Annotated in this window: 16 protein-coding genes; 7 read left to right on the top strand and 9 right to left on the bottom strand. The window is 64.0% G+C overall.

Translation table 11 applies throughout. From position 1 onward, the window contains the following. Positions 1–31: 31 nt before the first annotated feature. Positions 32–292, bottom strand: a complete 261-nt coding sequence (locus U5A57_RS32665; protein ID WP_321915813.1) for a hypothetical protein — start codon at positions 290–292, stop codon at positions 32–34. 120 nt (positions 293–412) lie between these two features. Next, on the bottom strand, positions 413–874 hold the full coding sequence (locus U5A57_RS32660) for a hypothetical protein (protein WP_321915812.1): 462 nt from the start codon (positions 872–874) through the stop codon (positions 413–415). A gap of 848 nt (positions 875–1,722) precedes the next feature. Here U5A57_RS32660 and U5A57_RS32655 point away from each other — a divergent pair. The 5 genes from U5A57_RS32655 to U5A57_RS32635 are packed head-to-tail and all read left to right on the top strand — an operon-like array spanning position 1,723 to position 6,670. Then, complete coding sequence (locus U5A57_RS32655; protein WP_321915811.1) at positions 1,723–2,700, top strand: LysR family transcriptional regulator; 978 nt, start codon at positions 1,723–1,725, stop codon at positions 2,698–2,700. Further along, the gene (locus tag U5A57_RS32650) at positions 2,700–4,169 is read left to right on the top strand and encodes an NAD(P)/FAD-dependent oxidoreductase (RefSeq protein ID WP_321915810.1); all 1,470 of its coding nucleotides are present in this window, start codon (positions 2,700–2,702) and stop codon (positions 4,167–4,169) included. Before U5A57_RS32655 ends, U5A57_RS32650 begins: the two co-directional genes overlap by 1 nt. A 38-nt stretch (positions 4,170–4,207) precedes the next feature. Next, positions 4,208–4,723 (top strand): CMD domain protein, encoded by a 516-nt coding sequence (locus tag U5A57_RS32645; protein ID WP_321915809.1) that lies wholly within the window; start codon positions 4,208–4,210, stop codon positions 4,721–4,723. Beyond that, positions 4,720–5,319 (top strand): peroxidase-related enzyme, encoded by a 600-nt coding sequence (locus tag U5A57_RS32640; RefSeq protein ID WP_321915808.1) that lies wholly within the window; start codon positions 4,720–4,722, stop codon positions 5,317–5,319. The genes U5A57_RS32645 and U5A57_RS32640 overlap by 4 nt, the downstream gene beginning before the upstream one ends. A gap of 46 nt (positions 5,320–5,365) precedes the next feature. After that, positions 5,366–6,670, top strand: coding sequence for an MFS transporter (locus tag U5A57_RS32635; RefSeq protein WP_321915807.1), 1,305 nt, complete (start codon positions 5,366–5,368; stop codon positions 6,668–6,670). 45 nt (positions 6,671–6,715) lie between these two features. Here U5A57_RS32635 and U5A57_RS32630 read toward each other — a convergent pair whose 3' ends face one another. Both U5A57_RS32630 and U5A57_RS32625 read right to left on the bottom strand, forming a co-directional pair. Continuing rightward, positions 6,716–7,225 (bottom strand): septal ring lytic transglycosylase RlpA family protein, encoded by a 510-nt coding sequence (locus U5A57_RS32630; protein ID WP_321915806.1) that lies wholly within the window; start codon positions 7,223–7,225, stop codon positions 6,716–6,718. A gap of 166 nt (positions 7,226–7,391) precedes the next feature. Then, entirely contained in the window at positions 7,392–7,703 is a 312-nt protein-coding gene (locus U5A57_RS32625) for a DUF4148 domain-containing protein (protein ID WP_321915805.1), read from the bottom strand. A 326-nt stretch (positions 7,704–8,029) separates the two neighbouring features. Between U5A57_RS32625 and U5A57_RS32620 the strand changes: the two genes are divergently transcribed. Then, the gene (locus U5A57_RS32620) at positions 8,030–8,161 is read left to right on the top strand and encodes a hypothetical protein (RefSeq protein ID WP_321915804.1); all 132 of its coding nucleotides are present in this window, start codon (positions 8,030–8,032) and stop codon (positions 8,159–8,161) included. A 62-nt stretch (positions 8,162–8,223) separates the two neighbouring features. Here the strand turns inward: U5A57_RS32620 and U5A57_RS32615 are convergent, their stop codons facing one another. Then, positions 8,224–8,424 carry a hypothetical protein gene (locus tag U5A57_RS32615; protein ID WP_321915803.1) on the bottom strand — a complete coding sequence of 67 codons (201 nt, stop codon included), beginning with the start codon at positions 8,422–8,424 and terminating at the stop codon, positions 8,224–8,226. A gap of 340 nt (positions 8,425–8,764) precedes the next feature. On the opposite strand from U5A57_RS32615, the gene U5A57_RS32610 reads away from it, so the two are divergent. Next, positions 8,765–9,583, top strand: a complete 819-nt coding sequence (locus tag U5A57_RS32610; protein ID WP_321915802.1) for an NAD(P)-binding protein — start codon at positions 8,765–8,767, stop codon at positions 9,581–9,583. Positions 9,584–9,595: 12 nt separating this feature from the next. Here U5A57_RS32610 and U5A57_RS32605 read toward each other — a convergent pair whose 3' ends face one another. From U5A57_RS32605 to U5A57_RS32590, 4 genes are all read right to left on the bottom strand, one after another. After that, entirely contained in the window at positions 9,596–10,663 is a 1,068-nt protein-coding gene (locus U5A57_RS32605; RefSeq protein WP_321915801.1) for an ABC transporter ATP-binding protein, read from the bottom strand. 18 nt (positions 10,664–10,681) lie between these two features. Next, positions 10,682–11,473 (bottom strand): ABC transporter permease, encoded by a 792-nt coding sequence (locus U5A57_RS32600; RefSeq protein WP_321915800.1) that lies wholly within the window; start codon positions 11,471–11,473, stop codon positions 10,682–10,684. Continuing rightward, positions 11,470–12,402 carry an ABC transporter permease subunit gene (locus U5A57_RS32595; protein WP_321915799.1) on the bottom strand — a complete coding sequence of 311 codons (933 nt, stop codon included), beginning with the start codon at positions 12,400–12,402 and terminating at the stop codon, positions 11,470–11,472. Before U5A57_RS32595 ends, U5A57_RS32600 begins: the two co-directional genes overlap by 4 nt. Before the next feature lie 103 nt (positions 12,403–12,505). Further along, positions 12,506–13,615, bottom strand: coding sequence for an ABC transporter substrate-binding protein (locus tag U5A57_RS32590; protein WP_415766135.1), 1,110 nt, complete (start codon positions 13,613–13,615; stop codon positions 12,506–12,508). Positions 13,616–13,683: the final 68 nt, after the last annotated feature.

Below are 13,683 nucleotides of genomic sequence, written 5' to 3'. Positions count from 1 at the left end.
CGGAAGGCGTCGTACCTGAATACGAAAAGTGCTAGACGATGAACACCCTGATCGAAATGATCCGGGTGGCGAACGTCGCGATGGTGTTGATGAAAGCGGCCTGCTTCACGCCGCGCAGAATGAGAAAGCGAAACAGCCGGATAGCAATCGAAGCCACGACGATAGTCGTGACCGTGTTGCTGTCGCCGAAAGCGGGGAAAAATACGCCCGGCATGGCCTTGATCGGCACCCAGTACGAAACGTTGCCAACACAACTGCCGATCGCGGCGCCCGCGATGCCCCCGGCTAGCATTGCGGTCAAGTGCAGCGGCCAACGGCACGCGACTCATCTTCTGCCCGGTATCGGCCATCGGTTTCCTCGCTTTGTCCGGAACTTCGCGTTATCGAGAGACCAACCGCACCTGCGTTCACTTCATCGGGTCACGCGCACCGAGTTGTTGCCGAGCAGGACACGCACACGGTCGCCCGGCACGAACTGCTGATCCGCATCCTGAACCACCGACATCAGTTGCCCCGAATCCAGACGCACCACGATTTCGAGGCCCGCGCGCTGCGTGACGCGCTGCTCCACGGCATTGCCTGCCGCGCCGCCCAGCACGGCGCCGCCGATGCCCGCCGCAACCGAACCCGTGCCGCGCCCGATGTTGCTGCCTGCCGCGATACCGCCGAGCGCGCCGCCGGTTATCGCACCAATGCCGGTCGGGCCCGGCTGGATCGAGACGGGCCTCACGTTTTCAACGACACCGAGCTCGACCACCATCACCTGCTGCGCCTGTGCAGGCGTAAAGGTGGAGCCCGAAGTTGGGGCCTCGCAAGCGGAAAGCGCGAGCGTTGCAATCAGCAAAGGGACAAACGCACGGCCAGCACCTCGCATGCCAGTCTCCTTGTCAGCGTCACCGGAGCGGACCCTGTGACGGCAATCGAAAGACAGTCTTTGCCACGAGGCATCGTGCGTATCCGGCTTCCAGAGCGCCGCACGATCCCGATAGAGACCGGATCACGCACGAAGATTCAGGAATTGTGCGCACGCGTAAAGACTAGCCGGTTTTAGAAGGGAACGCTCGGTGAGTGGATAAACCGGCGTTCACCATTTTGTCAGCTGCATGTTATGTCTCTTTTCGACAAATTGGCTGTCTTCACAGACAGCGGAATGCAGATGGTTGGTTTGCCAACATTTATGCGCCTCGCTTTTGTGCATGCTTCCTAAGCCCCGATAAATGAATGTCTGCAAATATCCAGGCGTTGGCTCGCGCCCTCGTAATACTGTCTAAATCGCGGGCCGCGTCCGGAACGGGACTCGCGGGTTCGTCGTCATGTTGATGGGAACCAGTGAACGCGTAGTGGGCCAGCTCTCAATATCAGGAATCCTTAGCGTCTGATGACGGATTGCGACTGTGCTTACGGCCGAGACAACCTTGTGCGCGTCCTCCGGCATCGTTTCCATATGGCATCCCTGCGCCGGGCCGTGCTCACTCTCCAGCAGCGCCCGCGCGTAGGCGTCAGAGACGGCACCGAACCCCGCCGGCAAGGTCGCCCCAAGGCGCGGACCGCTGCTCCCATGAAACATCGCCAGCTCTGCGCGCTCGCGAAAAGCCACGTTAGGGCAAACCCCTCTTTCGCTGCGCCGGAATAACGATATAAAAATCCATTATTTGTAAAACGCATTCTGAACGCGTAAGAATGCGAATTCTGAATTCTTACGCGCCCGGACACCCACGGAAGATGGAACTACGCCAGCTCGAAGCCTTCGCCGCAGTGATCACGACCGGCAGCGTCACCGCCGCCGGCCGTTTGCTGGGGCGCTCGCAGCCCGCGATCACGCGGCTGATCCAGGAGCTCGAAACCGAGGTCGGCTATCCGCTGTTCACGCGCAATGGCCCGCGCGTCACGCCCACCGAGCAAGGCATCCAGCTCTACGAGGACGTCGAGCACGTGCTGACGGGCGTTCATCAGATCCAGAAGCGCGCCGGCGAGATCGGCCGCGGCGAAACCCGGCCGCTGCGCATCGCCGCCACTTCCGCGCTCGCCGCCGGCCTCGTGCCCGCAGCGCTCGCGCGCACCGAACTCGCGGGCGCCGCGCAGACGATCCAGCTGCGCAGCCTGCCCCCCGAGCAGGTCGTGCACGATGTCTTGACCGGCGCGGCGGACATTGGCGTGGCGAGCCTGCCGCTCGAGCACCGCGGCGTGGTCGTGCACTGGATCGGGCAATCCGCGTGCGTGGCCGCGCTGCGCGACGACGATCCCCTCGCGCGCCATGACCGGCTGCCGCTTTCGGCCTGCGCGGGCCGGCGCATCGTCACGATGCAGAACCCCTATCGCCTGCGCCGCCGCCTCGACCACGCGTTCGCGCAAGCCGACGTCACGCCAGCCGGTCTGATCGAAACGAATTCGTCGATGAACGCGCTGACCGCGGTTCGCGCCGGACTCGGCATCTCGGTGCTCGAACCGGTCACGGCCTACGGCATGCCGCTTGCCGGCGTGGCGATCCGCACGATCGACGCCGACATTCCGTACTTCTTTGGCGTGATCTCGCGCGACGCGATCGCGCTGCCCCCCGTGGCCGCGACGCTCATCGACGCGCTCGCCGACGCAGCGCGCGCCGTGCTGCCCGATTTCACGCTGCGCGCGAGCGCCGAGCACGCCCAAGTCCTGCAGTCGCTCTATGGCGACCTGCCTGCCAACAAGGAATCCTTGCCGTAATGAATCCGACCACTCCACCGTCCGCTGGTCTCGCCGCGCTCGAAGCCCGCCTGCGCGAAGATCTCGCGTGGCTCGAACTGCCCCCGAAGCGCTGGATTCCCGAGCGCACCCACGACGGCCGCCCCGTGGTCAATGTGGCGATTGTCGGCGGCGGTATGGCTGGGCTTGCGCTCGCCGCCGCGCTCGACCATCTCGGCATCGACGCCGTCATCTACGATCAGTCGCCGCGCGGCTTCGAAGGCCCATGGGCCACCACCGCGCGCATGGAAACGCTCCGTTCTCCGAAGCAGCTCACGGGCCCCGCGCTCGGCCTGCCCTCGCTCACGTTCCGCGCGTGGTTCGAAGCGCAGTTCGGCGGCGAGGCGTGGGAGGCGCTCGACAAGATCCCGCGCCTGCAATGGATGGACTATCTGCGCTGGTATCGCGATGTACTCGACATCGATGTGCGCAACGAACACCGGGTCACCGCAATCACGCCGCGCGCGGACGGCGGCGTGGCGCTGTCTGTCACGAGCCCCGGCGGCAGCGAGACTGTGTTTGCGCGCCACGTTGTCCTCGCGACGGGCCGCGACGGCCTGGGTGGGCCTTCCGTACCTGCATTCGCGCGTGATCTGCCGCGCCGCTTCTATGCCCACTCTTCCGATGTGCTGGACTACGGCACGCTGCGCGGCAAGCGCGTAGGCGTTGTCGGCGCGGGTGCGTCGGCCATGGACAGCGCGGCAACGGCGCTCGAAGCGGGTGCAGCGTCGGTCGATCTGCTGATTCGCCGCGCGGACATCCCGCGCATCAATAAAGGCAAAGGCGCGGGTAATCCGGGCCTCACGCACGGCCATGTCGCGCTTGCCGATGACTGGAAATGGCGCATCCGCCACTACATCAACGTGCAGCAGGTGCCGCCGCCGCGCGGCAGTACGTTGCGCGTGTCGCGCCACGCCAACGCCCGCTTCAACCTCGGTGCGCCAGTCACCGGCATCGAGCAGGTGGACGACGAACTGTACGTAAGCACCCCGAAGGGTGTCTTCGTGCTGGACTTTCTCGTGTTCGCAACAGGCTTCCGTATCGATCTGGCGAGCCGCCCCGAATTCGCGCCGTTCGCCCGCCACGTGCGCGCGTGGAAGGACCGCTACGCGCCGCCCGCAGGCGACGATGACATTGAGCTTGCCGATTCGCCCGACCTCGGGCCCGCCTTCGAGTTCCAGGAAAAGACACCCGGCGCGTGCCCCGGACTCGAGCGCATTCACTGCTTTTGCGCGCCCGCGACGCTCTCGCACGGCGCGCTGTCGGGCGACATCCCGGCCGTCAGCGAAGGCGCGAAGCGGCTCGCACAGGGGCTTGCCGCAACGTTCTATCGTGAGGACGTCGAACTGCATTACGCCAACATGGCGGCTTTCGCCGAGCCGGAAGTCGAAGGCGACGAATGGACAGCCGCCCCACCGCCCCCGGCGCTTGCCGAGCGCGAAGCGAAATGAAAATGAGCGTGTGAATCTGCAGTTTTCCGGAGTTGACCATGACATACGACACTGACGACGACATCATCGATCGCGTCGCCGACCTCACGCCCGGTTCGGCCACACATGCATTGCGGCACCAGCGCGCCAAGGTGGTGGAAGCGACCCAGGGCAGCTACGACGCGCTGTTCGATCCCGCGCTCGGCGGCCTCACGCTCGTCGAGCGCTTGCTCGTCGCGCTCTACGCGAGCCGCCTCGCGCCCTCCCCGGCGCTCGTTGCCCACTACCGCGGCGAACTGGCCGCACACGAAGTCGATGCGGCGGCGCTCGCCGCCGTGCAAACGGGTGCACCCGAGGACCTCCCTGCCCCGCGCCTGCGCGCGATCCTCGCATTCACGCGCACGCTGATCGAAAATCCGGTCGCTGGCGACAAGGCCGCGCTGCAGACGCTGCCCGCCGCCGGCTTGACGACACCCGCCGTCGTCTCACTCGCGCAGCTGATCGCCTTTCTGTCGTACCAGACGCGCCTCGTCGCGGGTCTGCAAGCCCTCAAGCAGCTGGAGCGCGCATCATGACCGACGTCATCCGTTCGCACGGCTTCACGAACGAATCGCTGGAATGGGACGCGTGGCTCGACGTGGTCGATCTCGACCATGCCACGGCGGAACAGATTACCGTTCTCGAAGAAAGCCATCCCAAGGCAAAAGTCTCGGACTACTACCGATTTCTCGTCCATCAACCCGAGATCCTGCGGCAGCGCTCCGCCGCGTTCAACGCGATCATGTACGCACCCGGCGGCTTGCCTCGCGCGGAACGGGAGCTTTCGACCACCGTGGTTTCGCGGCTCAACGGCTGTGTGTATTGCGCATCGGTGCATGCCCAGCGTTTCGAGCAGCTCGCCAAGCGCAACGACGTGATCCGCCAGGTCTTCGCCGACCCGCACAGCGCCGGTACGACGAAGCGCGAAGAGGCGATTGCGCGTTTCTCGGCTGCGCTGACCGAGCGCCCGAACGAGATTGACGCCGACCAGCTGCAAGCGTTGCGCGAGGCCGGGCTCACTGACGCTGAAATACTCGACCTGATCCATTCGATCGCCATTTTCGCGTGGGCGAACCGGCTGATGCTCAATCTCGGCGAACCCGTGTTTCCCGAGCCGGCAACCGCCGCCTGACCGAAGCATGCTGGACCGCCCTTCAACCAATATCCGGGGATAGCCGATGGACACTCAACCAGGCATCAAGCCCGTCATCGTGGCCGCCGTGCTGGCCAATGCGATGGAGTGGTTCGATTTCACCATCTTCGCAGCGATGACGCCGATCATCAGCAAGCTGTTTTTTCCGGTCTCGCACGGCGCAGCGGGCGCGGATCTGAATGCGATCCTGCTAACCACGGCTCTCTTCGGCGCAGGCTTTTTCATGCGCCCCGTGGGCGGCCTGCTGCTCGGCCTCTACGGCGATAAATATGGCCGCAAGGCGGGCATGACGCTCGGCATGGGCATCATGGCGCTGGCCGCCGCGATCATGACCTTCGCGCCGACCTACGCGACGGCCGGCCTCGCGGCGCCGCTGCTGATGCTGGTGGCCCGGCTCCTGCAAGGTTTTTCGATAGGCGGTGAATTCGGCACTTCCACGGCGTTCCTGATCGAACTGGCGCCGCCGAATCGCACCGGCTTCTACGGATCGTGGCAAATGAGCGGGCAGCTCATGTCGACGATGCTGGGCGCCGCGCTCGGCATGGTGGTCACGCAGGTGTTCACGCCCGAGCAACAGCTCGCGGGCGCCTGGCGCATCCCGTTCGCGGTGGGCCTGCTCATTGCGCCGCTGACCATCTACCTGCGCCGCCATGCAAGCGAAACCTATGCGCGCATCCACGCCACGCCGCGCGCCCGGACGACGGATGCGGCTGCCGTCAAGCGCGGACTGCCAGACTATCTGATCGGCATGGGCATGGTGGTGGCGAGCACCGTTACCTTCTACGTCACGTTCGGCTATACCGTCACCTACGCGAAGCAGGTTCTCAAGCTGCCCGTTTCGGAAAGCTTCATGGTGCAAATGATCGCGGCCATCGTCATGCTGATCGTGACGCCGCTCGCGGGGGCGCTATCTGACCGCTACGACCGCAAGACGCTGCTGGTCGGGTCGCTGGGCGCCTACCTGGTTGCGATCTATCCGCTCTATGCGTGGGTCGTGGCGGCGCCGTCCGTGCCCCGGCTCCTCGTCACGCAAATCGTGATCGGCGTGCTCAGCGCGACCTTCCTCGGCGTCTATTGCACGACGCTTGCCGAGATGTTCCCCAAGCGCACGCGCGCGACGTCGCTCGCCGTGGTCAATAACGTCGTTGTCCTGATCTTTGGCGGCTTTGCACAGACTTTCGTGACGTGGCTCATTGCGCTCACGGGTTCGCCGCTGGCGCCGGTGCTCTATGTGATGATCGGCATCGCGCTCAGTCTCGTAGCTGTCATGGCGCTGAAGCCGGGCCATTTCAGGCAGCGCAGCGCGAGCGCCGCTCAAACCATGGGATGATGCGGTGGCGACAGGAGCGTGGCGTGACGCGAGTCAGCCCTCACGTCACCTTCCTGTAGCGAGAATTCCGCCGTCGTCCGGCTCCGCCTGTGCGTTTTGCGTGTTCTCCACGCGTTCGATCTGCACTCGCATCGACCGTGCTTCCGTCAACCCCAGGGTCTTCGCGGCGGCATAAGAGAGATCGATGATTCGGCCTTTCACGTAGGGGCCGCGATCGTTGATGCGCACGACAACCGACTTTCCGGTTGCCATCGACCTCACGCGCACGTAGCTGCCAAGCGGCAATGTACGATGCGCAGCCGTCAATGAGCCGGCATCAAAGCGTTCTCCGTTGGCGGTCTGCCGCCCCTGGAATTTTTCCGCATACCACGACGCCTCGCCGGATTGCACCACCTCGTGCCGCGTGCGACAGGAATCCACGCTGCATGCCGTTTGTCTGGGCGCGATCTGACCACACGCCGTAAAGAAGGCGCAGATTGCACAAACTCCCACATAGCGCAGCGATGGCTTCATAGACCACATATTAGTCAATGAGCGGCGATTAAACGTTTTCAAGTTTCGGAGCATTCCGCGTGCCCGGGTAAGGCGGGCCGGGCCGAAATTCTGGCAACTTTTCAGGTTTCTTGCAATGGGCCTGTCAGTCCGGCCCTCATTTTTCTGCCGGTAACGAACCCAAACAAAGCCCCTCCATTCGGAGGAAGGGCTTCGTCAACGCAATGGTTTACTGACCGAAGTAAATCGGCTTCATGCTGTCGCCGGTTGCGGCAGCGGGCGCACCAGACGCCGACGTCCCGCCAGCCATTCCGCCGTAGCTGTTCCCGCCGTTCTGCGCGGCCACGCGCGCTTCGGCAGCCTGGATATCGGCTGGATAATTTGTGTTGTCGCCGTCACCTGGGTGGTAGCCAGCCTGTTCCAGCTGCACGAGTTCGGCGCGGACCTGCTCGGGAGTCACGGCAGCGTTCGATTGTGCGAACGAAGCCACTGGAGCGGACAAAATGATAAGGATAACGAATGTTTGACCTAGCGATTTCATGATGAGCTACCTCTAAGGATTGCCATGTGGGGTGCAACAGGCCTTCTTGTCTGCACAAAAAAGCCGCTTCACTTCGCTCATTTCCTCCTCTATCGAGGGCCTGCTCGAAGCGGGCACCTTCGCCTCGTTGCAAGACCGGGCCGAACCTACGCGCAGGCGCAATACGCTCTCGCTATGTTTTTCCCGCGCCCCCGATCGCCTCCATCAATCGATGGGGGCCAGAAATGGGTAGCTCATCGTTGAATACCCGTTCAATATTTCCGCCATGTTCCTGCTTGTACTGCCCTGCTCCCGGTACCCGAGCCGCCCGAAGTGCAGGCGGAACCGTGGTTACGCTGCCACCATTCATGGTGATCGAAGTTGCGCAGAAGATCGGCCCGACGACGCTCACGAAGGTAGTGCGCCGTCACGCCAGCCAGCGCGATCACAATCACGATCGCGCCGGCAGCGGTACATAGCCACGTTTGGTCCACATCAGCCCCCCGCGGTTACACCGCTCTGCTTTGTATGCCGCTGGCACTCAGCCGTGGTAGTAGCCGTCGCTAACGGAGTTTTGCAGCACGCCGTCGACATACACGGCGACCGGGTCGCCGTCGGCGGAGGTGAGGATCGAGCCGGGGTGCGAGCCGATGATCTTCATCCGGCCACCTTGAAACCTGGCCATTGCTTCGTGATCGAGCGCTTGCGACTTCTGAAGATCGCGGATGGTCAACGTAGTCATGATGGGTCTCCTCGAACAGGACGGTTGCAGGATGCGTCAAGCGGCCAGCCGCTCGCGCCACACCATGCAGATGTCATGCCATCGGGGCACCATCCGCGCAAAGCCCGACCCAGCGTGCATACGCGACGATGCGAGTTTGGGCGCGGCCATCACTTGGCCGAGAGATGTCGGGGAATCGCCGACAGGCGGGCCGCGCCGCGTGGCGGTCGTCTTGTTTCGGTCGTTCGTGGGCAGCCGAACCTGGGTCTGAACGGCTGAGTGATACGCTAGGCAGTCACAGCGGTGCTGTCTTGTGCAACGCACGATCGCCAATCGATTTCCGCCTGGGTCCGAGGTAACGATGTGGATCTTCCGTGTTCATGAGCCCCGCCTCGGAGGGCTGCGCATTCGGGAATGGCGCCGCGAGGTGCGCCTGACCATTGCGCTTCTCGCCCTGCTGCTCGTTGGCGCGGCCACCGGGTTGGCCCTGCTCGACCAGTCCGGTGCTCCGCTTTCCGGCAAAGTATTTACGGCCCTTTGGGACGGATTCAATCTCGTCACGACACTCGGCGACTTTACGGAGTTCAATCCGAGTCAGAAGATCTTCATGCTGCTCGCCATGTCGGCGACGATGGTGATTGGCGGATTCGCGGTTTCCAGGCTCACTGGCATGTTATCGAGCGACGACGTGCTGGCTTATCGGGAGAACAGGCTTATGGAACGCAAGCTCGGGCATCTAGCGAATCATGTCGTGCTGGTTGGATTCCATTCGCTTGGCGAACTGGTCGCCAACCGCTTGCGCGAAGCAGGAGAGACGGTGCTCGTCGTCGTGGGCGACCAGGAGCAGGCGCACCGGGCGGCGGATCGCGGACTGATGGTGGTTCTGGGTCCCCCGGACGTATTCGACGACGTGCTCAGGCGCGCGCGGCTCGATAGCGCCAAAGCACTGATCGTGACAACGCCCGACAGCAACAACAATCTGGCGATCACCTTGCTGGCGCATACGCTGAACGCTTCGCTTGCGATTGTCGTGCCCAGCGAAAATCCCTTGCGAAAGGGGCTATTCGAAAGCGCCGGGGCGTCCGACGTCGTCATTGGCGAGGAGATCGTGGCGAATGCGCTGGTCGGCAAGCTCACGGACCGTGTGGAGGCAGCGGCAGCGCGACCTCCACGTTCGTAGTGACCGGCGTGCTCACGCCCCCTCTTCGAGCACCAGCAGATTCTCGTGCGAAAAGCCGAGCGCGACGGGCTGACCGCGTTGCGGCAATGCGTGGTTGGGGTCGTTGAAAACGTCCAGCGAAACGACGGCTTCCTTCACGCGCGCACGGATGCGCACCACCGCACCGAGAAAGTCGATGTCCTCGACCGTCGCCGCAAGCGAGTTGCGGCCCGCCGCCGGCGCTTCCAGACGGATCGCCTCCGGCCGCACTGCGAGCAGGCGCGCGCGGCCCGCGTCGTCGGCGGGCAGCGGCTGCGAGGTGGTGAGCACCTGGCCGTCGACCGCGATGCGCCCCGTCGCCGGATCGACGATCTTGCCCGGCAGCAGGTTCAGCGTGCCGACGAACGACGCCACGAAGCGCGTGCGCGGGAAGTTGTAGATCTCGGCAGGCGTACCCACCTGCTCCACGCGCCCCTCGTTCATTACGACGATGCGATCGGAAATGGACAGCGCTTCCTCCTGGTCGTGCGTGACGAAAATCGACGTGATGCCAAGCTCGCGCTGCAGCGCGCGGATATCCTGGCGCAGCGAGATGCGGATTTTCGCGTCGAGCGCAGATAGCGGCTCGTCGAGCAGCAAGACCTCCGGTTTGCCGGCAATGGCGCGCGCGAGCGCGACACGCTGCTGCTGGCCGCCGGAGAGCTGCCACGGGTAGCGCTCGCCGAAAAGCGGCAGCTTGATGAGCTCGAGCATCTCCTCCACGCGCTTGTTGATTTCGCTTTGCGGGCGGCCCGCGACTTTCAGGCTGAAGCCGATGTTCCCGGCAACGGTCATGTTCGGGAACAGCGCGTACGACTGAAATACCATGCCGATCTTGCGCGCCCGCGTGCGCAGCCGCGTGACGTCCTTGCCCACGATACGGATCGCGCCGCGCGTCGGATCTTCGAAGCCGGCGATCATGCGCAGCACCGTCGTCTTGCCGCAGCCCGACGGCCCGAGAAACGTGATGAATTCGCCGCGCTCGATCTGCATGTCGAAGTGATGCAGCGCCGTATGCGCGCCGAACGACTTGTGCAGATTCTCTATCTCAAGGAATGCCATGAATGATGTCCTGGTTCATCAGGATTTGTGAGCCGCCGCCGCGCGCACGGAGCCGAAGACCTGGATCAGGCCCATCGACGCCCACGTGACGACGAACGCGATGATCGCGAGCGCGGAGGGTTCGTAGGCGCGGTTCGCGCCGATCAGCTGCAGATAAGGGCCGAACGCCGGACGGTCGAGCAGGCTCGCCATCGTGAACTCGCCGATCACGACGGCAAAGGTCAGGAACGCGCCCGAGAGGATGCCCGAGCGGATATTCGGGAAGATCACCTTGAAGAGGATCGTGGGCCAGTTGGCGCCGAGCGCCTCGGCCGCTTCGGTGAGCGTGCGCACGTCGACCGCGCGCAGGCCGGCATCGACTGAGCGATACATGTAGGGCAGCGCGAGCGTGACGTAGCCGAATGCGAGCAGCAGGTCGGTCGCGCGCTCGTTGCCGGTCATCGGCAGCCACGAACTGCTGTTGTAGAGGCGCAGATAGCCGAACACGATCACGATTGCCGGAATCACGACCGGCAGCAGCGTGATGAACTCGACCACAGGGCGCAGCTTCGGCAGCCGCAGTTGCACCCAGTACGCCGTCGGCACGACGAGCAGCACGCCGATCACGATCGTCACGAACGCCATCAGCACGGAATAGCCGAACGACGCCTGAAAGCTCGGGTCGCCCAGCACGACCTTGTACGCGTCGAAGCTGTATGTGCCGCGCCGCATGCGCAGGCTGAACTCGAAGGTCGCGAAGAGCGGGATCAGGAAATACAGTGCGCCGACGACAATCGCGATCCAGGCGCCCAGCCGGGATGGCTTTTTCATCGGCGCCCCCTTTCGGCGCGCGCACGCAGCCAGAGATAGCCGCCGTTCGAGAGCCCCGTGATCACCACCATGCCGAGCGCGAGCGCATAGCCGAGGTTCTGGTTGTGCAGCACGTCGCCGCGCACCTGCGCATACAGGAGGATCGTCACGATGTTCAGCGAACTGCCGGTCAACGCGTACGCGGTGGCGACTGCGCCGAACGCGTTGGCGAACAGCAGCAGCGCGCCGCCAAGCACGCTTGGCCACAGCACCGGCAGCGCAATGAGGCGCCAGTAGTGCCACGCGGTGCCGCCCAGGCAGTCGCATGCCTCGCGCCACTCGCGCTTCAGGCCATCCAGGGCAGGTGCAATGATCAGGACCATTAACGGAATCTCAAAGTACAGGTAGGTGATCGTCAGCCCCCAGAAACTGAGAATGCTGAAGCCTGTGGCGTAGAGGTTCACGTGCGCGTAGCGGTGCAGCAGCATCGTGACGAGACCGACGCGCCCGAGCGTGCAGATGAACGCGAACGCGAGCGGCACGCCGGCGAAATTCGACGCGACGCCGGAGAAGGTCAATAGCGTTGGACGGATCCAGCCGGGCAAGCGGCCGAGCACCGCGGCCCACGCGAGCAGCAGGCCGATGACCGCCCCACCCGCCGCCGACGCCGTACTCACCTTGATGCTGATCCAGTACGCGCTCAGCACCTCCGGCTCGAAGAGCTGCCGAAAGTTGTCGAGCGTGAACCGGCCCTGTGCATTCTGGAACGCACCGGCCATGAGGTACACGGTCGGCGCGATCAGGAACAGCAGCGTGAAAATGAAGAACGGCGCGACGCCTAGCAAGGACAGGTAGCGCGCGGCGCCCGAGGATCGCTTTGCATGCGGAGCGTTTCCCGGCGGCACGGCGAGATCAGGCCCGTTGGGCTCCAGGTTGGATACAGTGCTCATAGGGCTTTCAGGAACGAGGAGTGAGCGATGCAATGCCAGCGAAAGTTGCGGCTGGCGCGCGAGCGCGGATCACCGCCTCGCGCATCACCATCCGCAATCGCGCTTACTTGACGTTCGCGCCTACGACGCTATCCCATTGCTTCGTCACAGCCGCTTTGGTCGCGTCCTGCTGCTGCAGCGTCGGGAATACGGCCGATTTGTAGGCCGTGGCGGGCGGCAGCTTCGCCAGCAGTGCGGCGGGCACCTTCTTCTGCGCGGCAAGCTCGTTGTAGCGGATCGGGTGGCAATAACCCGCGAGCCAGCCGAGCTGCCCTTCGTCCGAATAGAGGTACTCCATCCACAGCTTCGCGGCGTTCGGGTGCGGCGCGTAGGCGCTGATGGCCTGCACGTACACGCCCGCAACGACGCCCGTCTTCGGCACGACGACTTCCACCTTCGGATTGCCCTTGAGCGTGTCGCGGTCGGCAAGCGCGTTGTAGTCCCAGCGCACGAGAATCGGCGTCGTGCCCTGCGCAACGGAAGCGGCCTTGCCGATCACCGGCACGAAGTTGCTGTTCTTGTTCAGGTTGGCGAAGAACTGGAGACCGGCCGCTTCGGCCTTGCTCGCATCACCCTTGGCCGACGACAGGCCAGCCGCGTAGACGGCCTGGATCGCCTGGTTCGACGCGCGCGGGTCGCCGGCCAGCGCCACCGCGTTCTTGTACTCCGGCTTCTGCAGATCGCTCCAGTCGGCCGGGGCCTTGTCGATCATGTCCGCGTTGACTTCGAAAGAAAGGACGCCGTAATAGTCGCCATACCAGTATCCGTCGGCGTCCTTCGAGTCGTTCGGGATCGACTTCCACGTCGACACCTTGTACGGCTGCAACAGACCGTCCGCCTTCGCCGACGGACCGAACGACAGACCGACGTCGATCACGTCCGGTGCCTGCGGACCCTTGTTGCCTTTATTTGCCTTGATCGCCTCGATCTCGTCGCCCGAGCCCGCATCCGGATTCAGCTCGTTGACCTTGATCCCGTACTTCGCCTTGAAGGCTTCGATCATCGGACCATAGCCGCACCAGTCGTGCGGGAGCGCAATGACCGTCAGCTGCCCTTCCTGCTTCGCGGCGGCGACGAGCGCGTCGGACGGCGCCGCATTCGCGCTGCCCACGCCCATGGAGGCCAGTACAGCGGCGCCTGCCGCCGACAGCAAACCAAAACGGCTTGTACTCATCCGATTCATAGAATTTCCCATCCTTTGCCGAAATTAACGTGTGGTGAAAAACAGCAAGCAAATTGGCG

This window comes from Paraburkholderia sp. J11-2 (assembly GCF_905220185.1).
GTDB lineage: Bacteria > Pseudomonadota > Gammaproteobacteria > Burkholderiales > Burkholderiaceae > Paraburkholderia.
This window is presented reverse-complemented; position numbering and strand designations above follow the sequence as displayed.

Bases quoted from the DNA above. Each gene is read 5' to 3' on its own strand.
- U5A57_RS32605 (WP_321915801.1), bottom strand. From the start codon at position 10,663: ATGGCATTCCTTGAGATAGAGAATCTGCACAAGTCGTTCGGCGCGCAT.
- U5A57_RS32635 (WP_321915807.1), top strand. From the start codon at position 5,366: ATGGACACTCAACCAGGCATCAAGCCCGTCATCGTGGCCGCCGTGCTG.
- U5A57_RS32660 (WP_321915812.1), bottom strand. From the start codon at position 874: ATGCGAGGTGCTGGCCGTGCGTTTGTCCCTTTGCTGATTGCAACGCTC.
- U5A57_RS32640 (WP_321915808.1), top strand. From the start codon at position 4,720: ATGACCGACGTCATCCGTTCGCACGGCTTCACGAACGAATCGCTGGAA.
- U5A57_RS32610 (WP_321915802.1), top strand. From the start codon at position 8,765: ATGTGGATCTTCCGTGTTCATGAGCCCCGCCTCGGAGGGCTGCGCATT.
- U5A57_RS32655 (WP_321915811.1), top strand. From the start codon at position 1,723: ATGGAACTACGCCAGCTCGAAGCCTTCGCCGCAGTGATCACGACCGGC.
- U5A57_RS32615 (WP_321915803.1), bottom strand. From the start codon at position 8,424: ATGACTACGTTGACCATCCGCGATCTTCAGAAGTCGCAAGCGCTCGAT.
- U5A57_RS32590 (WP_415766135.1), bottom strand. From the start codon at position 13,615: ATGAGTACAAGCCGTTTTGGTTTGCTGTCGGCGGCAGGCGCCGCTGTA.
- U5A57_RS32645 (WP_321915809.1), top strand. From the start codon at position 4,208: ATGACATACGACACTGACGACGACATCATCGATCGCGTCGCCGACCTC.
- U5A57_RS32625 (WP_321915805.1), bottom strand. From the start codon at position 7,703: ATGAAATCGCTAGGTCAAACATTCGTTATCCTTATCATTTTGTCCGCT.
- U5A57_RS32595 (WP_321915799.1), bottom strand. From the start codon at position 12,402: ATGAGCACTGTATCCAACCTGGAGCCCAACGGGCCTGATCTCGCCGTG.
- U5A57_RS32665 (WP_321915813.1), bottom strand. From the start codon at position 292: ATGCTAGCCGGGGGCATCGCGGGCGCCGCGATCGGCAGTTGTGTTGGC.
- U5A57_RS32650 (WP_321915810.1), top strand. From the start codon at position 2,700: ATGAATCCGACCACTCCACCGTCCGCTGGTCTCGCCGCGCTCGAAGCC.
- U5A57_RS32600 (WP_321915800.1), bottom strand. From the start codon at position 11,473: ATGAAAAAGCCATCCCGGCTGGGCGCCTGGATCGCGATTGTCGTCGGC.